This window comes from Mucilaginibacter sp. (genome assembly GCF_028288225.1).
GTDB lineage: Bacteria > Bacteroidota > Bacteroidia > Sphingobacteriales > Sphingobacteriaceae > Mucilaginibacter.
Genome location: NZ_JAQBOC010000080.1, coordinates 43,929 through 65,084 on the forward strand (window position 1 = coordinate 43,929; position 21,156 = coordinate 65,084).

Annotated in this window: 18 protein-coding genes; 8 read left to right on the forward strand and 10 right to left on the reverse strand. The window is 39.6% G+C overall.

Going from position 1 to position 21,156, the window contains the following annotated elements:
* The first annotated feature begins 7 nt into the window (after positions 1 to 7).
* Both JWQ54_RS23785 and JWQ54_RS23790 read left to right on the forward strand, forming a co-directional pair.
* Positions 8 to 1,078 carry a membrane dipeptidase gene (locus tag JWQ54_RS23785; protein ID WP_299590089.1) on the forward strand — a complete coding sequence of 357 codons (1,071 nt, stop codon included), beginning with the start codon at positions 8 to 10 and terminating at the stop codon, positions 1,076 to 1,078.
* Positions 1,079 to 1,245: 167 nt separating this feature from the next.
* Positions 1,246 to 3,843, forward strand: a complete 2,598-nt coding sequence (locus JWQ54_RS23790) for a glucosidase (RefSeq protein ID WP_299590090.1) — start codon at positions 1,246 to 1,248, stop codon at positions 3,841 to 3,843.
* Between the two features lie 23 nt (positions 3,844 to 3,866).
* Here JWQ54_RS23790 and JWQ54_RS23795 read toward each other — a convergent pair whose 3' ends face one another.
* Entirely contained in the window at positions 3,867 to 4,706 is an 840-nt protein-coding gene (locus JWQ54_RS23795; RefSeq protein WP_299590092.1) for a DNA/RNA non-specific endonuclease, read from the reverse strand.
* Between the two features lie 186 nt (positions 4,707 to 4,892).
* Here JWQ54_RS23795 and JWQ54_RS23800 point away from each other — a divergent pair, with 186 nt between their 5' ends.
* The gene (locus JWQ54_RS23800) at positions 4,893 to 5,822 is read left to right on the forward strand and encodes a sugar phosphate isomerase/epimerase (protein ID WP_299590093.1); all 930 of its coding nucleotides are present in this window, start codon (positions 4,893 to 4,895) and stop codon (positions 5,820 to 5,822) included.
* Between the two features lie 200 nt (positions 5,823 to 6,022).
* On the opposite strand, the gene JWQ54_RS23805 is transcribed toward JWQ54_RS23800, so the two are convergent.
* Positions 6,023 to 6,370, reverse strand: a complete 348-nt coding sequence (locus tag JWQ54_RS23805) for a hypothetical protein (RefSeq protein ID WP_299590095.1) — start codon at positions 6,368 to 6,370, stop codon at positions 6,023 to 6,025.
* Between the two features lie 25 nt (positions 6,371 to 6,395).
* Positions 6,396 to 6,674 carry a hypothetical protein gene (locus JWQ54_RS23810; protein WP_299590097.1) on the reverse strand — a complete coding sequence of 93 codons (279 nt, stop codon included), beginning with the start codon at positions 6,672 to 6,674 and terminating at the stop codon, positions 6,396 to 6,398.
* Between the two features lie 205 nt (positions 6,675 to 6,879).
* Here JWQ54_RS23810 and eat point away from each other — a divergent pair, with 205 nt between their 5' ends.
* From eat to eutC, 3 genes are all read left to right on the forward strand, one after another.
* Entirely contained in the window at positions 6,880 to 8,235 is a 1,356-nt protein-coding gene (gene eat / locus JWQ54_RS23815; protein WP_299590099.1) for an ethanolamine permease, read from the forward strand.
* 71 nt (positions 8,236 to 8,306) lie between these two features.
* Entirely contained in the window at positions 8,307 to 9,683 is a 1,377-nt protein-coding gene (locus tag JWQ54_RS23820; RefSeq protein ID WP_299590100.1) for an ethanolamine ammonia-lyase subunit EutB, read from the forward strand.
* Positions 9,680 to 10,429, forward strand: coding sequence for an ethanolamine ammonia-lyase subunit EutC (eutC, locus tag JWQ54_RS23825; protein WP_299590101.1), 750 nt, complete (start codon positions 9,680 to 9,682; stop codon positions 10,427 to 10,429). The genes JWQ54_RS23820 and eutC overlap by 4 nt, the downstream gene beginning before the upstream one ends.
* A gap of 158 nt (positions 10,430 to 10,587) precedes the next feature.
* Here eutC and JWQ54_RS23830 read toward each other — a convergent pair whose 3' ends face one another.
* The 7 genes from JWQ54_RS23830 to JWQ54_RS23860 all read right to left on the reverse strand — a co-directional run bounded on the left by JWQ54_RS23830 (position 10,588) and on the right by JWQ54_RS23860 (position 18,341).
* Positions 10,588 to 11,466 carry a diiron oxygenase gene (locus tag JWQ54_RS23830; RefSeq protein WP_299590102.1) on the reverse strand — a complete coding sequence of 293 codons (879 nt, stop codon included), beginning with the start codon at positions 11,464 to 11,466 and terminating at the stop codon, positions 10,588 to 10,590.
* Positions 11,467 to 11,640: 174 nt separating this feature from the next.
* Positions 11,641 to 12,069, reverse strand: a complete 429-nt coding sequence (locus JWQ54_RS23835) for a VOC family protein (protein WP_299590103.1) — start codon at positions 12,067 to 12,069, stop codon at positions 11,641 to 11,643.
* 112 nt (positions 12,070 to 12,181) lie between these two features.
* A complete protein-coding gene (locus JWQ54_RS23840; protein ID WP_299590104.1) occupies positions 12,182 to 14,908 on the reverse strand; it encodes a carboxypeptidase-like regulatory domain-containing protein in 2,727 nt (908 codons plus the stop codon).
* A 106-nt stretch (positions 14,909 to 15,014) separates the two neighbouring features.
* Complete coding sequence (locus JWQ54_RS23845) at positions 15,015 to 16,271, reverse strand: aspartate kinase (RefSeq protein WP_299590106.1); 1,257 nt, start codon at positions 16,269 to 16,271, stop codon at positions 15,015 to 15,017.
* Positions 16,271 to 17,071 carry a DUF3298 and DUF4163 domain-containing protein gene (locus tag JWQ54_RS23850; RefSeq protein ID WP_299590108.1) on the reverse strand — a complete coding sequence of 267 codons (801 nt, stop codon included), beginning with the start codon at positions 17,069 to 17,071 and terminating at the stop codon, positions 16,271 to 16,273. The genes JWQ54_RS23845 and JWQ54_RS23850 overlap by 1 nt, the downstream gene beginning before the upstream one ends.
* Before the next feature lie 3 nt (positions 17,072 to 17,074).
* Positions 17,075 to 17,536, reverse strand: a complete 462-nt coding sequence (locus tag JWQ54_RS23855; protein WP_299590109.1) for a GNAT family N-acetyltransferase — start codon at positions 17,534 to 17,536, stop codon at positions 17,075 to 17,077.
* A 115-nt stretch (positions 17,537 to 17,651) separates the two neighbouring features.
* Positions 17,652 to 18,341, reverse strand: coding sequence for a YggS family pyridoxal phosphate-dependent enzyme (locus tag JWQ54_RS23860; RefSeq protein WP_299590110.1), 690 nt, complete (start codon positions 18,339 to 18,341; stop codon positions 17,652 to 17,654).
* Between the two features lie 43 nt (positions 18,342 to 18,384).
* Here JWQ54_RS23860 and JWQ54_RS23865 point away from each other — a divergent pair, with 43 nt between their 5' ends.
* Positions 18,385 to 18,789, forward strand: a complete 405-nt coding sequence (locus tag JWQ54_RS23865; protein WP_299590113.1) for a DUF4296 domain-containing protein — start codon at positions 18,385 to 18,387, stop codon at positions 18,787 to 18,789.
* 2 nt (positions 18,790 to 18,791) lie between these two features.
* Positions 18,792 to 21,149 (forward strand): endonuclease MutS2, encoded by a 2,358-nt coding sequence (locus JWQ54_RS23870; protein ID WP_299590114.1) that lies wholly within the window; start codon positions 18,792 to 18,794, stop codon positions 21,147 to 21,149.
* The last annotated feature ends 7 nt before the right edge of the window (positions 21,150 to 21,156 follow it).

Consider the following 21,156-nt stretch of genomic DNA (forward strand, 5'->3'; position numbering starts at 1 on the left):
TACATTTATGTTCATCATTGATGCCCATTTAGACTTAAGCATGAACGCGCTGGAGTGGAATCGCGACTTGCAGAAACCAGTTGCAGAAATAAATGAACGCGAAGAAGGCATGACAGACAAACCCGATCGTGCAAAGGGTGTAGTTTCATTACCCGAATTGCGGAAAGGAAATATTGGGCTGGTTGTGGGTACCCAAATTGCGCGTTATGTTGCACCTGGCAACCCTTTACCCGGATGGCATTCGCCCGAGCAGGCATGGGCGCAAACACAGGGCCAGGCAGCCTGGTATAAAGCAATGGAAGATGCCGGTGAAATGGTGCAGATAAATAATTTTGAAAGCCTTGATAAACACATCAGCCTTTGGTTTAACGGGCAACCAAATGATGCTAAACCAGTAGGGTACATTTTAAGTTTAGAAGGTGCTGATTCAATAGTAACAATAAAACACCTGGAAAGGGCATATAACTATGGGCTAAGGGCTGTAGGCCCGGCACACTATGGCCCAGGTCGTTACGCTCAGGGTACTGATGCCATTGGTTTTATGGGGCAGGTAGGGCACGAGCTGTTGAAAGAGATGGAGCGGCTTAATATTATTTTAGATGCTACCCATTTATGTGACGATAGCTTTTGGGAAGCACTTGATCATTTTAACGGACACGTTTGGGCAAGCCATAATAACTGCCGGGCTTTGGTAAATCATAATCGCCAATATAGTGATGAACAAATAAAAGAACTGGTAAAGCGTGGGGCTGTAATCGGGGCCGCATTAGATGCCTGGATGATGGTACCGGGTTGGGTGAGGGGGCAATCAGATCCTAAAGAAATGAATTGCAGTTTGGAAGTGATGATAGATCATGTGGACCACATCTGCCAGCTTGCCGGCAACTCAATGCATGTTGGTATAGGCTCTGATCTTGACGGGGCGTTTGGCCGGGAGCAATGCCCTTATGATCTGGAAACCATTGCTGACCTTCAAAAAATACCAACCCTGTTAAAAAAACGTGGCTATAGCGAAACCGATATGGAGAACATGATGCATGGCAACTGGCTGAGGTTTTTGAGGAATGCCTGGGTATAGGTTTTTTTTAATATGATTGCAATAATATAAAGGTGTCTGTGCTTATAACATTCAGACTGTATTATTATGTTTAGATTACGCCAATGATAGAAGAAATCACCCACGGTAATCGGTGAAATCATTTCAAAAAATCAGTGTAATTATCCTAAATGATCATCCCCAACAATATGAATGCAGAACAAACAAGATTAAAAGATTCATCATGGAAAAAGTGGGGGCCGTATGTAAGCGATCGTCAGTGGGGAACCGTGCGGGAGGACTACAGCGAAAACGGCGACGCCTGGAACTATATTACGCATGATATGGCCCGGAGCAAAGCTTACCGCTGGGGTGAGGAGGGAATTGGAGGAATTTGTGATAATGAGCAATTACTCTGCTTTGCTGTTGCATTATGGAACAAAAAAGATCCTATTATTAAAGAACGTTATTTCGGTCTCAGCAATCCCGAAGGAAATCATGGCGAGGATGTAAAGGAGCTATACTATTACCTGGATAACACGCCTACGCATTCCTACCAGAAAATGCTTTATAAATATCCGCAACAGGAGTATCCTTATGCCTGGCTTGTAGATGAAAATAAGCGGCGAAGCCGTAACAATCCTGAATTTGAACTGATTGATACCGGCATATTCGACCAGGATGCATATTTTGATGTATTTATTGAATATGCTAAAAACACACAGCTTGATATACTAATTAAAATAACTATTAATAACAGGGGGAGCCTTGATGCTGCTTTAAATGTGCTGCCAACCATATGGTTTCGTAATACATGGGCTTGGGGATATGACAATTATCAGCCTGAGTTAACAGCTGATTCACATGGCGTTATAGAGGTATGTCATAGAAATTTCGGCCAGATGTGGTTAAATGCCGAAGGATCACCAGAGTTAATGTTTTGTGATAATGAAACTAATACTCAGCGTTTGTATAATACCAATGACGGTAAGCAGTTTTACAAAGATGGTATAAATGATCATGTTGTGCACGGGGCCGATACAATCAACCCCAAAAAAACAGGTACAAAAGCTGCGGTAAATTTCGATATAAATGTACCTGCCAAACAAAGTATTACATTACGATTAAGATTGTCGAAAAATGCAAGTAACGGGTTTGAAGATTTCGACAAGTTATTTGATGCAAGAAAAGAGGAGGCGGATCAGTTTTATTCGGAAATAAATAGTGGAGCCAGTAATATTGATAAAATTTTAATTCAGCGCCAGGCCTTAGCAGGGATGTTATGGAGCAAGCAATTTTATTATTATGATATTAATCACTGGTTAAATGGCGACCCCGCAGAACCCAAACCATCTCAACAAAGATTAAACGCCCGCAACAGTAAGTGGACCCATTTTAATACAAGGGACATCATATCAATGCCTGATAAATGGGAGTACCCGTGGTTTGCCGCCTGGGACCTTGCTTTCCATTGTATCCCACTTGCAAAAATTGATATGGTTTTTGCAAAAAATCAGCTTAGCCTGCTTGTAAAAGACTGGTACATGCACCCCAATGGCCAATTACCAGCTTACGAATGGGATTTTAACGATGCCAATCCGCCGGTGCATGCTATGGTAACCTGGAAGATATATCAGCAAGATAAAGCAGCAAACAATGGGAAAGGTGACACTTACTTTTTAGAACGGATCTTCCATAAGTTAATGCTGAACTTTACCTGGTGGGTAAACCGTAAAGATGCATCAGGCAATAATATTTTTGAAGGTGGATTTTTAGGGCTTGATAATATTGGCGTGTTCGACAGAAATACGCACCTGCCCATGGGTGAACATCTTGAACAAGCCGATGGTACCAGCTGGATGGCCATATATTCGTTAAATTTGTTACGTATTGCAGCTGAGCTTGCTGAAAGTAATAAAGCTTACAATGACATAGCCAGCAAGTTTTTTGAACACTTTATTTACATTGCCGGAGCCATCTCAAGTTTAGGGCAGGATAATGAAGGACTTTGGGATGATGCAGATGGCTTTTTTTATGACCAGTTGCGATTGCCTGATAACAGCACCCAGAAAATGCGGGTACGAAGCATAGTAGGGCTGATCCCATTAATAGCTGCCGAAGTGCTTGATGAAAACGACATTTTGAATAATCCCATATTTAGCGACAGGATGAAATGGTTTTCAGAGAACCGCCCTGACCTTGCTTCATTGGTATCGCGCTGGGCAGAAACTAAAACGCCTGGTAAGCACCTGGTAAGCCTGCTGCGTGGTTACCGCATGAAATCATTACTTAAATATATGCTGGATGAAAATGAGTTTTTGAGTAAATATGGCATTCGTTCAGTTTCTAAGTATCATTTGGATAATCCGTATCATGTATCGGTTGATGGGGTGGAGTTCAGTATAAAATATACGCCTGCTGAGAGTGACAGCGGCTTGTTTGGAGGCAATAGCAACTGGCGCGGCCCAATATGGCTTCCCATAAATTATTTGCTGATAGAGAGTCTGCATAAATTTCACCTTTATTATGGCGATGATTTTAAGATTGAGTGCCCAACTGGTTCCGGTAACTTTATGAACCTGCAGCAGGTGGCAAATGAGCTGTACAGCAGGATCTCAAACCTGTTTTTGAGGGATGAGGAGGGTAAAAGGGCTGTTTTTGGCAATTACAACAAAATGCAAACCGATCCTGATTTTAAGGATTATATATTATTTCACGAATATTTTGATGGCGATACAGGTCGCGGTATTGGCGCATCACATCAAACCGGCTGGACAGGGTTGATAGCTGTTTGTTTGTACCAGTAGTTACACAAGGCTTTGCTTTCTTGCTAATTGCTCCCGGTAAACTTTTTATTTTCTAATACTTCCTGGATAGGCTGGGGCAAAGCGGATAGCAAATTATAACCGGTTGAGTCTTCAATATTTTTTACGGTGCAGGCATAATTCATCCAGTTTTTGGAGATGCTGTTATCATTTGGTGTATCAATGGCAATAACCAGGGTGTTTTCATCAATTCGGTTTAAATCATCGTCGCCCTCAGGTATAACTACAACAACTTTCCATATGTGCGCGGGTACATTAACGCGTCCTTTATCAATAGAAGTAGCAAAACCATTTCGCCCGGTTCCGCCACTTCCATAAACACCCATTATTATGTAAACCTCGTTTCCTCTTTTTACTTTATTCCTGCAATAGTTTTCCAGGTGCTCCCATGTATGCTGGTTATTGTTTGGTGCCTGCGGAATTATGTTATCCATTAAAAACGTAGCAGAATTTGCATCGGTTGTGCTTGTACGGTCTCCGCTGGGGCAATTATGCCCTTTATCAAATCCCGATCTTTTATAACTGGTATTGTCAACCTCATACCAGCCATCCGGCAATGTTTCATCAGGCCTGAAGTTGTTTAATCTGTCAGTTGTCCCTACATCTTTGCTGCACAAATGCCAGCTTACCGAATTCGGTTCAGCTTTATTCCTATTATAACTTTCAATATAATATTTATGATCAATTAGATAATTATCAGCATTTAAAAGACTCTTACTTGCATTGCTTGGGTTACCTAAAGCCAGATTGTTATTATCTGTTACTTGTGGAACGTGTTGTTTACAGCCAATTGCTGTTAATAAAACAAAGCCTAACAGGTTTATTAATAGTCTATTATAACGCATTTATATAAATTGTGAAAGCTTAAATACTTAGGTCGAAATATAGGAATATTTAGTTTGGTTAAAACATTATGTGGATTATTTAAGGAGTTGATTAACAGTTGAAAAAAATATTATTCTTAATGTGTAAAAATGACACAATAATTTTTTAGTTTTACTAAACCACATAAACTAAATTACCAATTTAACATGAATTACAACAGACGTAAGTTTTTGCAAAGTACAGGTGTACTGGTACTTGGCGGCATGGCATTATCAGGCAAAGCCAGCTCTTTTTTATCAAATATGGCCCCCCATCCGGTGGGTTTACAGCTTTTTACTTTCTTTGGTGTAATTGATGAGGATGTAAAAGGAACATTAACCAAAATAGCCGCAGTAGGGTATAAGGAAATGGAATCTGCTTTCAGTAAAAAGGGCGGCTATTACGGCATGAAGCCCAAAGGATTTAAAGCTATGGTGAATGACCTGGGCATGTCGTGGAAATCACACCATGTACTGGGGGCGCCATTTAAATTACCGAAGGGATATAAAATGCCCCTGGGTGCCGATGGAAAACCTATGGTAATACCGCCAATGATGAACCTGCGCGACAATATGCAGCAGTTGGTTGATGAAGCTGCAGAAGGAGGAATACAATACCTGGTATGTGCCAATGCCCCTACAGGTACGCTTGAAGAAATAAAATCGTCAATTGTTATATTGAATAAAACTGGCGAAGCTGCAAAAAAAGCGGGTCTGCAGTTTGCTTACCATAACCACGATATGGAGTTTAAGGCAATTGATGGCAAGGTTCCTTATCATTTGCTGTTAACAGAAACCGACGCCCAAAATGTAAAAATGGAACTCGACCTGGCCTGGGCAATAAAAGGCGGGCAGGATCCGGTACAGTTGTTTAAAGATCATCCGGGCAGATTTCCATTGTGGCATGTAAAAGACCTGGATGCCTCTCATACTAACATATTGCCTGTAGGCAACGGCACAATCGACTTTAAAAGGATCTTCGCAAATAGTACATCAGCCGGAATGCAGCACTTTTTTGTAGAACACGATAACCCGAAGGACGCTTTTGCAAGTATTAAAAGCAGTTACGAATATATAGCAAATACCCTTAAAGCCTAGTGTTAAGTCAACAGTCTTAAGTAGCCAGTCTTAAGTCAAATTTTGTCTTTTCTGACTTAGAACTCAAGACTTTCGACTCCAGACTAAGCGTCAATTCATGATGACACGACGCTAGTTATTATAAAAGTAAAGCCGCCAGGCAATACCTGGCGGCTTTACTTTTATGTTAGCCACAATTAAATTATTTGTACGGTATTTTTTTATGAGATAGGAGATGGTTTTATTGCCGACCTAATGGTTTTAACCCAATTTTTTAACCATTGATAAATTGTTGAATACTCCAGGTAATTACGTATCGTGTCATCGTTACGAATGGTAGTTGCTAAATCTCTCAATATGTTTTTTAACGGAGAGGTTTTGCTTACCGTAGTAACAATCTCTTCAATCTGATCTGCATAAACTACAGCTTCATATTCATTATCAAATAGGAGCTCAGTCTCGCTGTTCCTTTTTTCCTTTATTCCTTTTGATGGAATTGGTAAATGATAGGTCTTAAAATCAGCAGAAGTTAATTTGGTTGGGCCGGTTGAAAACTTAATACGTAACATAGATTTTATTTTTTAGTGCTCAATTCTATCGTGTATAACTCTGTACAAATTCATCATTGCGAATTGCCATAATAATATCGCTTATAGCAATATATTGCGGGGATTGCTTATCATTTAACCCGTTTGACAAATTCTCCAGTTGTTCCGCATAAATAATCGCCTCCTCTTCATCATCAAACTTTAATACTATGTCATTATTTATCTCGGCGTCAGCTCCATTAGGCGGCGCAGGCAATTCATATTCCTCAAAAGTTGAGAAATTAAGATTTGAATTACTGTTTGACGAAACATTGATATACAACATAATCTTATTGTCAAATTACTAATCGTCCGGTAATTGTTCAACACAGTAAAGGTAAAGCTGTTTTAACAATTTTACATTTAATTATTGTTAAGTTTATTATATTTTTCTTCACAATCCCCTTACAATTACATAATACGTGCCATTTTGAAATAACGTTGTCTTTAAGTACTTTAAACCGGTAAATAAAGTTAGCAAATTATCCACAATGGCCACTATCAAAACAGAGCAGTTAAAACGAGTACTTAAACCCATTCACCTTTGGGCAATTGCTGTAAGTTTAGTTATATCCGGTGAGTATTTTGGATGGAACCTGGGCTGGGGAGTTTCGGGCACTGTTGGATTCCTGTTAGCCACAGTGATCATCACTGTTATGTACATCACTTTTATATTTAGCTATACTGAGTTGACAACTTCTATTCCGCATGCTGGGGGAGCGTTTGCTTATGCTTATAGAGCGTTAGGGCCATTTGGCGGATTGCTTGCAGGATATGCCACACTTATAGATTTTCTTTTTGCCACACCGGCCATCGCTTTTGCCTTGGGAGCATACCTTCACTTTTTAGATCCTGACATCCCTGTGTTGTACTCTGCATTGTTTTTTAACGTTGTTTTTATCGTTATAAATATTTTAGGCGTAAAAGAATCTGCAACATTTTCTTTGATAATTACCATACTGGCAGTAGCCGAATTATTACTCTTTTTGGGGATAGTTTCCCCACATTTTAAAGCAGATAATTTTTTAAGTAACCCAATGCCCTTCGGTTATGCAGGTATTTTTGCAGCCCTGCCTTATGCTGTATGGTTTTACCTGGCCATCGAAGGAGTTGCCATGGTTGCAGAAGAAGTTAAAGACCCCAAACGGAATATTCCAAAAGGATATATTTCGGGTTTAGCTACACTGATATTTTTGGCTTTCGGCGTTATGATATTTACAGGTGGCATTACCGACTGGCGCAAACTAAGTAATCTTGATTATCCTTTACCCGAAGCAATCAGCATTGTATTGGGTAAAGCCAGCAGTTTTACAAAAATATTTGCAAGCATAGGTTTGTTTGGGCTGATAGCGTCGTTTCACGGAACTATACTGGCATCATCAAGGCAGGTATTTGCCATGGCCCGCAGCGGTTATTTACCCAGTGTATTATCAAAGGTCAATCATAAATTTAAAACACCTCATTGGGCAATTATAGCAGGAGGATTTATCAGTTTTATTGCACTTTACACAGGTACTACAGATAAAATAGTAATAATGTCAGTTATGGGAGCTATATGTATGTATATGATGAGCATGATAAGTCTTTTCATCCTTCGCAAGAAAGAGCCTGGTTTAGAGCGCCCATTTACTGCACCATTTTATCCTTTATTTCCAGCAACAGCATTATTAATATCGGCTGTAACTCTTATAACTATGATCTATTTTAATTTTATGCTGAGCCTAATGTTTTTTGCCGGGCTGGCAATGGCTATAGCATTATTTATACTGATGGGAAAACATAAGCTAAAGCTTGTGGAAGAATTTATGATTTCACCTGTGATAATAAACGATTACACTAATAAATAATAAACCAGCTGTTAAATAATAAACCAGCTGCAATCCTGTAAATAAATCAAATCCTTAAATCGTGTTTAATTGTGTCTTACCACTTCACCATACGGAATAAAGCTTACAGGTTTAACGATCTGAAAACATTACTGGCTAAAGCTTCGCCATACCGCACAGGCGATGTGCTGGCTGGTGTATGTGCCGAAAGTTATGAAGAACGTGTGGCTGCCCAGATAGCCCTTGCTGATGTGCCTTTAAAAACGTTTTTAAACGAGGCAATTATTCCTTATGAGCAGGATGAAATAACCAGATTAATAATTGATGATCACGATGTTACAGCGTTTAGCTTAATAAGTCATTTTACTGTTGGTGAATTTAGGGATTGGTTATTAAGCAACGAAACAGGTACGGAAGTTTTAAGATCTGTTGAAGCTGGTATAACTCCTGAAATGGCTGCTGCAGTGTCAAAACTAATGCGCAACCAGGACCTTATCGCGGTAGCAAAAAAATGTGAGGTAATTACTGCGTTTCGTAATACCATAGGCTTAAAAGGTCATTTTTCAACACGGCTGCAACCCAATCATCCAACAGACGATCCAAAAGGTATTGCAGCCAGCATTATTGATGGTTTACTATATGGCAGTGGCGATGCGTGTATTGGAATTAACCCTGCTACAGATAGCCCTGCCGCAGTTTTAAACCTGCTGAATTTGATCGATACTTTACGTGACCAGTTTGAGATTCCCACACAATCCTGCATTTTAAGCCATATAACAACTACGTTAGACCTGGTGAATAAAGGTGCACCGGTTGACCTTTGTTTTCAATCTATTGGTGGTACAGAAAAAACCAACGCCAGTTTTGGGATCAACCTGGCTTTAATTGATGAAGCTTACCAGGCAACGCTTTCACTTAACCGCGGAACTGTAGGGCAAAATGTAATGTATTTTGAAACCGGGCAAGGGAGCGAGCTTTCTGCAAATGGACATCACGGAGTTGATCAGCAAACCTGCGAAGCCCGTGCTTACGCAATTGCACGAAAATATAAACCGTTGTTAGTCAATACAGTAGTTGGCTTTATCGGACCTGAATATTTATATGATGGCAAGCAAATTATAAGGGCAGCGTTAGAGGATCACTTTTGCGGCAAGCTGCTTGGATTACCCATGGGAGTTGATGTTTGCTATACCAATCATGCCGAAGCCGACCAGGACGATATGGATAACCTGCTTACCCTATTAGGCGTAGCCGGATGCAATTTTATAATGGGGATCCCGGGGTCAGATGATATTATGCTCAACTATCAATCCACCTCATTTCATGATGCCTTATATTTACGAAAAACTTTAGGTCTTAAGCCTGCCCCCGAATTTGAGCAATGGCTAATAAAACAAGGTATTACAGATTATGATGGCAGCCTTTTACCGGTTAATCCATCTCATAAACTACTATCAGGATTGATATGACTGATAAAGTATCCACAAATCACCCATTAGCATTCCTGCGCGAATTTACTGCCGCAAGGATAGCCATCGGCAGGGTGGGAAACAGTATTCCTTTAAAACAGTCGATGGAATTTAAACTGGCTCATGCCCATGCCAGGGATGCGGTATATTCCACATTGGACGTTGACGGATTGATCAGTAAGTTTAAAGTATTTGAATTGCCGGTATTTCAAGTATATAGCCAAGCCGTAAACCGGCAAAAATATTTAAAGCGTCCGGACTTAGGCAGATTGTTAAGTGATGAATCAAAAGAACTGCTAACGGGTTTTACAACAAGCCTTGATGTGGCAATAATAATAGTTGACGGGCTTTCGGCCACTGCTGTTAATGAAAATGCGCCTGGCTTATTAAAAATACTGATCCCGCTGCTCACTGCCGCAAAAATGAGCATAGCCCCGCTTTGCCTTGTTGAGCAGGGCAGGGTTGCCATAGGCGATGATATTGCATCCGGCTTAAACGCAAAATTATCTGTATTGCTGATAGGAGAAAGACCCGGACTAAGCTCGGCAGATAGCATGGGCGCTTATCTTACCTATAATCCACAACCGGGATTGACCGATGAATCGCGGAACTGTGTCTCAAACATTAGGAAAGAGGGACTGAAGTATAAACAGGCTGCAGAAAAGATCTTTTATTTAATTAATGAGTCCTTTAAAAGAAAACTATCCGGAGTTGCATTGAAGGATAATGCCGGGCTGTTGGGCTAGCCAGATTCAGGAAGTCAAGCAGCAAGAGTCAAGAATCAGGAAGTCAAGAGTCAAGATAAAAGATTGAGTGGACTGAAATTTTATATATCAAACATTCAAGGGTTTAACGATATACCTTTTGTATTGTTTCTTGATTCTCGACTCCTGACTCTTTTTTCCTACACTTTAGCACCTAAAATCCACCGCCATGCCCAGCGGGTTGCATTGTTAAAGCCTTTCCAGCTGTCAACAAAGTTTATAATATCCCTGAGGCAGGTTTCGCTGAATTTCTTTTTGAAATTTGCTAACGCCAGTTTGTACGCCTGATCGGGGTTTTGAAGGCCTATACGTTCATAGATCTCTTTTTTCACATACATGGTACGCACAAACAGGATATTAAACAAAATCACAAAGCTGTATAGGCTTCGCTTTATGTAACCGGCATTTGCAGCATACTCTTTTAAAAGGCTTTTGGTAAAAAGGATATGCCGCCCCTCCTCAATGTTATGCAAATCAAACATTTTTTTTAATACGGGATAAATATTGGGTGCCCGGCGTGCATGATTTCCATACACATCTGTAACCAGCTCAACTGATACACTGCCCATAAATAAATAATCGGCGGGCAAATATTTATTGCTGAACTCGCCAAAAAATTTATGCATCCCGGATTGCCGGATTGGGCTGCCCCCTATTTTAGCAATAGCCTGCCCAAACATTTCCTGGTGTCTGAATTCTTCAATCAGCTCACGCAGCAAAAAACGGTGTTCAATATTATCTAAAGGCAGGGTAAGGATGTGCCTGGTCATAAACAAACAAAACAGGCATTCGCCCCAGGCATAAGAGGCAATAACCTGTACTAATTCGTGTCTGCCGAGATCTAATTTTTGGGCAGGGGTAAGGGTGTCATATATTTCAAGGCCCTGTAAAGAAGTCAGCATTTCGGGCAAAAAGATATCATCAGCTGCGGGCTCCAATTGCCAGGGGATATAGGTTTCCGGCATTAAGGGATGTTCCTTACTGATCTTTATCAGGCGCTCAACTTCTTGTACATCCATAATTAAATAGTAATGTGAGAATAGAATCAAGAGGTCAGGAATCAAGAGTCAAGAAAAAAGCAACGATTAAATTCTTACAAAAAATCATTCATTACTCTTTTCCTCTTGATTCTTGACTTCTTGAATCTTGTATCTCTCTACTCAAGTATACCCTAAATAACAGTAACTGGTTGCCTATACAGCAAATAGCTGACCAAAATCTTTAAACGATTTAAATTCAAGCGCATTGCCCGATGGATCTAAAAAAAAGAGGGTTGCCTGCTCGCCGGGTAAACCTTTAAAACGAATGTAAGGTTCTATAACAAATTTTATGTTGTGGCTTCTTAGCCTTTCTTCCAGCTTATGCCATTCATCCCACTCCAAAACAACACCGTAATGTGGTACAGGAACATCGTGCCCGTCAACCGGGTTAAAATGATGTTCAGCCTTTTCGGCAGGCCTGGGTTTTAAATGAATAACAAATTGGTGCCCGTACAGGTTAAAGTCGGTCCAGTGATCTGAGCTGCGGCCTTCGCTACAGCCTAAAACCTCGCGATAAAAATTTCTTGATTCTTCAAGATCATAAACAGGCACCGCTACATGGAATGGGGTTAGTTTGCTCATTTTTGGTTGATTAAGTTAGATTAGGTTGACTGAGTTGATTAAGTTGTAATTGCTGATGGGATGGCAAGTTTTTAACTACTCACTCAATCAACCTAATCTAACTCAATCAACTTTACTTCACAGTATACCTGAACAATTGTCTGCCTATATTACCATCTTTATCCATACCTTCAATTATAGCACGGTATGTTCCTTTTCCGTCAGCATTAAAAAATTCAAATGAAGCTGCACCGGTTGGATCAGTTATAATATTAGGGTTCCAGTAAATAGTGGTCCGGGTATCTGTTTGGTTTGGCTGTAGTTCTCTTGGCCCGCTGTACCTGGGCAGGTAAAATGATCTTTTTATAACATATCCCTTTGGAGTAATGGTCAGTTCATTTTTGGGAGGTATCAGGTCTCTAAGCTGTGCTAAGGTGATTTTTTGGCCTTCCGGTGCTTTTTTCATATTAACAACTATTGCTCCGTTAGTGCTATATGCGCTGTTTACCAATCCCAACTCATCCTTTAAAAATACCTCAACAGATTCAATTCCATCAGCTGTCATATTTGATAAGTAATTTACATCTACCGGCATCCCCTTCACAAAAACCTGGGCCGGAACCCTTTTCCCGGCGTTGTAGTCACGCATAACGTAAAAGTTATCATTTTCATAGATCATGCCGGTGGCAAATACCTTTAAACAATCTAAAAGGTTACTGCAGCCCTGCAGCATATTTGGAGTAACCAGGTGGTCTGGCTCACTGCTTAGGCTGGATAGGTTACTGTAATCTTTATGATTAACCAATTTTTTAATTCGTGTATCCTTAATAACAACCTCTTTTAAAACATGTGAATTATTTGCCTGTACTTTGCTGTTTTTTAAATAAGGGCTAAGTGTACTGTCAATATTCATTATTTCGTCTGGAGCGGCAGGATTTAGTGCAATTTTTTGATAGGGGTCACCATCAACATTTAATACCAGATCACTTGCCCTAGGATTGTTGCGCGCACTTAAAAATACCTGTGTCGAGTCTGAAAATACAAGATTAGGGAACCTGAAATGTCCGTCAGCATCAGTAACTGCGTTTGCAGATAAGTTTTTATCTTTAATTTTTAAGCTAACATTACCATTGCCGATAGCCATTCCATTTGAGGCACGCAGCGTTCCGGTAAGTGTAATACCCTGTTCGGGCAGAAAGCTTATCGGGGGATATTTATCATTCATTATACCATCATACGAAAAGCGGCGATAACCTTGCGTCTGCAATAAAATATCAAGGTCGGCCAGTTTCTTGGCATCAGGATGATTAAAGTAATAATTTGGTTTTTCAATATACCCGCTGATATCGGCAGTTAAAAGCAGGTAGCTTAAAATGGTAGTTTCGGAATTTTCATCAAACGGCACTTTAGCATCATCAATAACAGTTACAGAAAAATTTCCTTCAACCGGTTTGTCACTATTTTTAGCGGTGATGTTTAGCTTAACTTTTTGCCTGGTTGTGTAAGATGGGTGATCACTGGCGATTGAAAGATTTAACTGGTCGCTGTGCATTACATAAGCAATCCGTTCGCTCAATGGTTCTCCGTCGTCCGAAAAAAGTGTTACCTGTACAATGCCCGTAGGGAATTTACTTTTTGGCACCGAGGCGGTATAAACCTGGTTTTGTAATTTAGTTTGTGCAGCAAAAGCAATTGCCCCACTTGATTTTGCCAGGATAAAAAATGTTTTACCCTCGTTTTCTTTTACAAATGCAGGATCTGACAATAATTTTATTTTTAATGTATCCGGGTTGGTATTATCAATATTTACAGTTGTTGCATCTGCCAATACCTTTGGCATGTCTGGGGTTGCCGTCGTTCCGTCTGCAAAACTTACCTTAGCAGTATAAGTTCTGCCTTCCTCAGGAGTTAGCTGAAAAAAGCCCATCCCCAAGTGCGAGGAGGTAAATTCAGCTACTACTTTATTGGTATTATCTGTAACGGTACCTTTTACATCAATGCCAAGTCCATCGGGTTTCAAAGCTTTAAACGCTATTTTTGAAGGAATACCGCTTATCAGTTGCCCGCCTTCCGGAAAAAACTGCAGGTCGTTTGGTTGGGCCACAGATTTTAAGGAGAATTTACTGGTACCCTGTTTTCTTTCGCCCCTGTCAATAACGGTAATTAAGGCTGCAGAATCTAATCCAATATTTTTTGTATTGGTAAAGCTGATGTCGATAAAACCGTTTTTATCAGTTACTCCTTTACCCTTTATTATCTCATCGTAATCTTTTTCAACCGTCCAGCTTACTCTTTTATCGCTGTAAGGTTTGCCCTCATCATCTTTGTAGTAAATACCTGCAGTTATTTTTGAAAACTTATTTGCAACAGATCTTTTTAATGAGATCTGGGTTGAAAGGTTGTTATTTATAGCGTCGCCAATGGTAATGCTTTTATTAAAAAAGTATTCAGATCCGAAATTATTCATCCAGTTTGTGTAGGCAACTACTCTGTAATTTCCTTTTTTAAACGTGAATTGTGAAAGCGCAATATCAGCCCATGAAACACTGTTTTTTACCGGAATCTTTAATGATTGTACCAGTGAATCTTTTGCTGTTAATACATCAATGTATATTATTTTACTTATAGGTGATGGCTGATGCTCATCCATTGTGAGATATGCCTTAAACCATATGGTATCGCCTAAAGCATAGTAGGGCTTATCAAAATGAAGATAAACTCTTTCAATGGGCATATCATTGTAGAGCTTAGCTGTTTTAGTCATTATTTTATTTAAAACAGGCACATCCTGTGCAGCTGCGGTTAAATAAAAGAAAACTAAAAATAACGATAGTACAGAAATGGTCTTTATAAATCTCATGAATTTAGATTAAGCCTGATGCAAGGGCTAAATATAGCCCATTGGTATTTAAAATTGATAATATACCGCTGGGTTTAACATATTTTTACAATTTTAAACAGGAATGTTACTTAACCACCATTTGTATGGTATTGCGGCTAAGCTGTTCCATCAATATGGTTTTATTTACTTTCAGCTCATTTAACGATTCGGCCGAGTAATGCCTTACGGTAATTAATGATAAACCTTCATTATACTTTACGCTGAAGTCCTGGCCCAAGCTTTTCAAAAGCTTTTTAAAGCGGTCTTCATAAAAATCAATACAAACAGTAAAGCTAAGCGCTGATGTTTGCATCATATTTACTTTTGCCTGGCTGGTGGCAAACATGCCGAAAATATCGCTTAAATGGTTTTCAGAAATAAAGGAATAATCTTTAGCCGAAAGGGAGAGCAAAACCTGGTTTTGTTTAAGGATAATAACCGGCTTTAAAAATATATTCTGTCCATTTTCCTTTATTACCGTACCGGGTTCATCGGGAGCAGTAAAGGGTTTTACCAATAATGGTATTTTAGCGTTTTGGAGCGGTTTTATTGTTTTTGGATGGATTACTGTAGCGCCATAATAGGTCATCTCTATAGCTTCTGAATAGGAAAGCTCATCAAATTTAATGGTGTCCTTAAAAAACTTTGGATCGGCATTTAATACCCCGGGAACGTCCTTCCAGGTTGTTACTGATTCTGCGCCCAGGCATGATGCAAATATTGATGCTGTATAATCAGAACCTTCGCGACCTAAAGTGGTGGTGAAATTTTCAGATGTTCCTCCTAAAAAGCCTTGCGTAACTACAATACCTTTTTGCAATAGCGCCGGAATTTCTGCGCTGATGCTTGCCTTAGTTTTATCCCACTGCACTATACCTTCACGATACGTGTTATCCGTATGGATATATCCGCGCACATCAAGCCATTGGCTTTTTATACCTGCTTTATTTAAATAAGCGCCAACAATCCGGGTGGATACCAGCTCACCTATGGATACAATCTGATCATAAATAAAATCATAATCATCATGCGGCTCCTCTTCAATTACCCAGTCAATCTCCACAAACGTATTGGCAACATCATTAAATATGGCATCAGAAGGTTCAAATAGCTGCTCGATGATATCGTAATGATATTTTTTTATCTCATCAAAAATAGCATGAACCTCATCATCCTGGCCAACATAAGCCTTTGTGAGCTTTTCGAGCGCATTGGTAGTTTTGCCCATTGCAGAAACCACTATTAACAATTGGTTACCGTCGTATTTTTTAACCACGTTAGCCAGGTTAACTATGCCACCGGCATCTTTTACTGACGCTCCTCCGAATTTAAAAACAAGCATTATTTAATATATTGGGTTATGACCGTATTGGGCCGCAGTAGTAATTTAATTTTTGAGTAGGGGATAATAAGCTCTGTGGTACCGGCAGCGTATGGTTTTATTTCGTACTGGTTATAAAAAAACTTTAAACCTGTTGGCGTTATTGAGAAATTATCATTCAGTGCAAATTTATTATCTTTAAAAAAGTAATTGGTTGCCAGTGAGGCTGTATCGCTTAGCTTTTCATTTTTACGAAAAATACCTTCAGCAATACCATTAAGTTTTTCCAAATTATTGGGTTTGATCAGATCTGTAAGGGTTATACTTTTATTTGCTTTCGTATTCCAGTTTATAAAGCCGGTGAATGATGACGGATGTGCGCCGCCTGTAAAAACATATCCCCCTGTTTCAAGCGTTGTAAGACTGGAGTCCTGTCTTAATACTTTGGCGTAACAATCAAGCGAATAAAACAGATCTGATCTGCCATCCTGCTTAGAGCTTAAATAATCAGTCATGAATTTTTTTGATAGCTCTGTCAAACTGGTATCAGGCTTTTCACTTAATTGAAACAATGTAACAAGTTTATGCGCTATAGTATCGTTCAATTTTTTTTGGCCTTTAAAGTCAGGATATTTGAATTTTACCAGGGTACAATCGCTATCTGCCTTATTGCCACAATCAGCTGCACGCTCTTTAAATACCGTGTACTTATAAGTTAGCGTGTCTTTAACAATATCAGGATTTTTTTTATCAGGTTTACCCCACATGCACGAGCTGATCGTGATAGCAAATAAATAAACAACTAAATAACCTGATCGCATATTTTAAAATTTTAAAAGCTGTTCTTTTGACAGGGATGCATTGAGCCATCCGGCTTCAATACTAGCGTCATATTTATTATAGAAATTGATAGCAGGTTCGTTCCAGTCCAGCACCTGCCATGTCATCCCGTTAAAACCTAATTCCTTGGCTTCTGCAATAAGACGGTCAAACAATAATTTCCCTACCTTTTTTCCGCGCATGCTTTCAGTTACTATCAGGTCTTCAAGATACATCCTGTTGCCTTTCCAGGTTGAATAGCGGATGTAGTAGACGGCAAAGCCAACTATCAATCCATCTATTTCTGCAACAAATGCTTTCCAAACAGGTTTATCGCCAAAACCGGCATCTTCAAACTCCTGTAAGGTAACGGTAACCTCTTCAGGCGCCTTTTCGTACACCGCCAGCTCATTTACCAGTTCCATTAAACGCGGGCAATCTTCTTTTTTTGCTATTCGTATGTTCATTTGTTATTTTTTTGAACCATGATTAATAGGATTTAAGGATTATCATGATCCTGTCGTTTCAACCAGGCAAGTTATTATTTAAAATTCCGAAATCGAAAATCCGACTTCCGAAATCCTAATTATTTTTCCAGTGCTTTATTACTCTTTTTCCAAATATCGTACTGCCCAAACGTACCATATTGCTGCCTTGTTCAATAGCTATTTTATAATCGGCCGACATGCCCATTGACAGGGTATCAAATGCATCATCCTTCCTGAAAAAACTTTGCTTTATGCCATCAAAAAAGGTTTTTAGCTCGTAATACTCATCTTTTATCTGTTTTTCAACATCGGTATTGGTTGCTATGCCCATAAGACCGCGGATCTTTATGTGTTTTAAAGCAGCAAACTCTTCTGACCGTAACAGTTCAATTACTTCGTCAAAGCCTAGTCCAAATTTCGTATCCTCATCGGCAATATAAACCTGCAGCAGGCAGTCAATAACGCGTTTGTTTTTCTCTGCGTGTTTGTTTATTTCCTGCAAAAGTTTAAGGCTATCAACAGACTCTATCATGCTGATAAACGGAGCAATATATTTAACCTTATTGCTTTGCAGGTGACCTATAAGGTGCCATTGAATATCTTTTGGTAATTGTTCGTACTTTTCTACCAGCTCCTGCACCATATTTTCACCAAATAAGCGTTGTCCTGTATTGTAAGCTTCAAGCACTTCTTCAACAGGTTTGGTTTTTGATACCGCTATTAAGGTTACATTTATAAGTTCAGTTTCTTTTTTTAAGCTTTTGATGTTCTCTGCTATGCTCATTTATCCGTAAATTTGCTTAATTAATACGCCGCTAAATTACAGAATGCATAAATATATCACCTTGTTTTTTTCAGTATCGCTTTTTTTATTTTCATGTAAAGGTGATAAAACCCCCGACGGAATTATAAAACGCAACCAGATGACAAGCCTGTTAACCGAAGTACACCTGGTTGATGGGCGGATGTACGGTATCTTTCAATCGCAGGATAGTTTAAATAAATACGGAACCAGCAGGTACGATGCCCTGTTTAAAAGGTATCATACAGATTCGGCTCAATTTAAAAAGAGCTTTAAATATTATGCTACCAAGCCAGCCGAACTGCAGAAAATGTATGAGCAGATCTTAGCAAACCTGAAACAAAAAACAGACTCATTGAATAAAGTACAGCGTAAAACTGATTCATTGAACAGGATAAAACAACGAGAACTAAATAAATCGAAAATATAATAATGCTTTACCCGAGTAATAGTACTGATAAACTGGGTTTTACCGAGGTAAAAGAACTGATAAAAGCACATTGCCTGAGTGAAATGGGCAGACAAATGGTTGATAAGATCCAGGTGATGAATAATTACGACCAGATCCGTAAGTTTCTTTACCAGGCCCATGAGTTTAAAAATATACTGGAGAATGATGCTCCTTTGCCCATCCATCACTTTTTTGATATAAAATCTCTTGCCAATAAGGCTAAGATTGAAGGCACTTTTTTAAGCGAGGAAGAATTTTACCAGGTGCAGGCGTCACTTACAACTGTATTTGCTGTAATTGGTTATTTTAATGAACGCGAAGGCCAATACCCCAACCTGGAAGCTTTATTTGAGCATCTGCCGATTGAAAAAGCTATCCTTAAAAAAATCGATCTTGTTATTGATCAAAAAGGAAAGATAAGACCTAATGCCTCCAGGGACTTACAAGAAATAACGTCGGGAATTGCAAAAGCCGAACAGGAGGCCCGCAAAAAGATTGACGTAATATTTAAAAGCGCAACCGGCAATGGCTGGACTGCCGATGGTTCATTAACTGTTCGTGACGGGCGCTTATGCATCCCGCTGTTAGCCGAAAATAAACGTAAGTTAAAAGGCTTTATCCATGATGAATCTGCCTCCGGGCAAACGGTTTATATGGAGCCTGAAGAAGTTTTTACCTTAAATAACAAGATCCGGGATCTTGAATTTGAGCGAAGGCGCGAGATCGTAAAAATATTAATGGCATTAACTGATGAGTTAAGGCCATATGTTCCGCTTTTACTGTCATACCATAGCCTGTTAACCAAGCTTGATTTTGTAAGGGCCAAAGCGCTTTTTGCGATAGATATTGAAGGCAATATGCCCGAAGTAGTGAACGATGCACGGCTTAAATTAACCAATGCCCGGCACCCGCTTTTGCTGCTGAACTTTAAAAAAGAAGGGAAAATAGTTGTCCCCCTAAACGTTCAGATTGATGAAGGTACACGTATAATAGTTGTATCAGGCCCTAATGCCGGTGGTAAATCAGTTTGTATGAAAACGGTTGGACTGCTGCAAATGATGGTGCAGGCAGGATTACTCATCTCGGCCGCGGAGGGGAGTGTTGCAGGCGTTTTTAAACAGCTGTTTGTTGATATTGGCGATGATCAGTCTATTGAAAGTGATTTGAGTACCTACAGTGCCCATCTGTCAAAAATGAAGAATTTTGTAGAGCAGGCCAATGGGAAAACACTGATCCTGATAGATGAGTTTGGTACCGGTACTGACCCACAATTTGGCGGCCCGATTGCCGAAGCGGTACTGGAATCGTTAAATCATAAAAAGGTTAAGGGAATGGTAACCACGCACTATTCAAACCTGAAAATTTTTGCCAGTCATACCGAAGGGATCGAGAATGCATCAATGCTTTTCAATAACGTGGAAATGAAGCCGCTTTATATGCTTGAAGTAGGCAAACCTGGAAGCTCGTACGCTTTTGAGATAGCACAAAAGATCGGGTTGCCGCAAAATGTGCTTAACCTTGCAAAAAATAAAGTAAGCGCCGGTCAAAAAAAGGTTGATACTTTATTGGTTGACCTGGAACGCGAGAAAAAAGAAATTTTTGACACCAAACAAAAGCTCGATAAGCAACAGCGACAGGTAAACACCCTGCTTGCAGAAAATGAAAAGCTAAAAAGCTACCTTGAAGAAAATAAAAAGGCACTGATAAAGGATGCCAAAGAACAGGCAAAAAATATAATTTTAAATGCCAATAAGCTTGTTGAAAATACCATATCTGAAATAAAAAGCAGCAACGCCGATAAGGAAACTACACGTACGCTCCGGGAAAACTTAAACATCGAGCTGCAAAAAAACACGGTTAAACCTGCAGTGGTAAAATCTTTACCTGCTGATGAAGAGCTGAAACCCGGAGATTGGGTAAAACTTACAGACAGCGAAACAACGGGCCAGGTTATTGAACTGATAAAAGATAACGTAGTTATTGCCATTGGTGATCTGCGTACTGTGGCTAAGAGGAAACGGGTGATAAAGGTCTCTAAATCTTCTGTACCGAAAGAGATCAGGAAAAGCTATAGCCAAACCAATGATATGGCCAGCTTTAGCCCGGAGATTGATGTGAGGGGAATGCGTACGGAAGATGCGCTGAGCAATATAGAAAGACTTTTCGACCGGGCAATAATGATGGGTTTCGGCAACTTAAAGATCATACATGGCAAAGGCGATGGCATTCTCCGTAAAATGATAAGGCAATATTTGAAGAAATATGACCAGGTTGACAGGATGGAAGATGAGCATGCCGACAGGGGCGGCGATGGGATCACTTATGTATATTTGAAATAAAATAGTC

What these genes read in the sequence shown, in the direction of transcription:
- JWQ54_RS23785 (WP_299590089.1), top strand. Translation starts at nt 8, where the DNA reads ATGTTCATCATTGATGCCCATTTAGACTTAAGCATGAACGCGCTGGAG.
- JWQ54_RS23790 (WP_299590090.1), top strand. Translation starts at nt 1,246, where the DNA reads ATGAATGCAGAACAAACAAGATTAAAAGATTCATCATGGAAAAAGTGG.
- JWQ54_RS23795 (WP_299590092.1), bottom strand. Translation starts at nt 4,706, where the DNA reads ATGCGTTATAATAGACTATTAATAAACCTGTTAGGCTTTGTTTTATTA.
- JWQ54_RS23800 (WP_299590093.1), top strand. Translation starts at nt 4,893, where the DNA reads ATGAATTACAACAGACGTAAGTTTTTGCAAAGTACAGGTGTACTGGTA.
- JWQ54_RS23805 (WP_299590095.1), bottom strand. Translation starts at nt 6,370, where the DNA reads ATGTTACGTATTAAGTTTTCAACCGGCCCAACCAAATTAACTTCTGCT.
- JWQ54_RS23810 (WP_299590097.1), bottom strand. Translation starts at nt 6,674, where the DNA reads ATGTTGTATATCAATGTTTCGTCAAACAGTAATTCAAATCTTAATTTC.
- eat (WP_299590099.1), top strand. Translation starts at nt 6,880, where the DNA reads ATGGCCACTATCAAAACAGAGCAGTTAAAACGAGTACTTAAACCCATT.
- eutC (WP_299590101.1), top strand. Translation starts at nt 9,680, where the DNA reads ATGACTGATAAAGTATCCACAAATCACCCATTAGCATTCCTGCGCGAA.
- JWQ54_RS23830 (WP_299590102.1), bottom strand. Translation starts at nt 11,466, where the DNA reads ATGGATGTACAAGAAGTTGAGCGCCTGATAAAGATCAGTAAGGAACAT.
- JWQ54_RS23835 (WP_299590103.1), bottom strand. Translation starts at nt 12,069, where the DNA reads ATGAGCAAACTAACCCCATTCCATGTAGCGGTGCCTGTTTATGATCTT.
- JWQ54_RS23840 (WP_299590104.1), bottom strand. Translation starts at nt 14,908, where the DNA reads ATGAGATTTATAAAGACCATTTCTGTACTATCGTTATTTTTAGTTTTC.
- JWQ54_RS23845 (WP_299590106.1), bottom strand. Translation starts at nt 16,271, where the DNA reads ATGCTTGTTTTTAAATTCGGAGGAGCGTCAGTAAAAGATGCCGGTGGC.
- JWQ54_RS23850 (WP_299590108.1), bottom strand. Translation starts at nt 17,071, where the DNA reads ATGCGATCAGGTTATTTAGTTGTTTATTTATTTGCTATCACGATCAGC.
- JWQ54_RS23855 (WP_299590109.1), bottom strand. Translation starts at nt 17,536, where the DNA reads ATGAACATACGAATAGCAAAAAAAGAAGATTGCCCGCGTTTAATGGAA.
- JWQ54_RS23860 (WP_299590110.1), bottom strand. Translation starts at nt 18,341, where the DNA reads ATGAGCATAGCAGAGAACATCAAAAGCTTAAAAAAAGAAACTGAACTT.
- JWQ54_RS23865 (WP_299590113.1), top strand. Translation starts at nt 18,385, where the DNA reads ATGCATAAATATATCACCTTGTTTTTTTCAGTATCGCTTTTTTTATTT.
- JWQ54_RS23870 (WP_299590114.1), top strand. Translation starts at nt 18,792, where the DNA reads ATGCTTTACCCGAGTAATAGTACTGATAAACTGGGTTTTACCGAGGTA.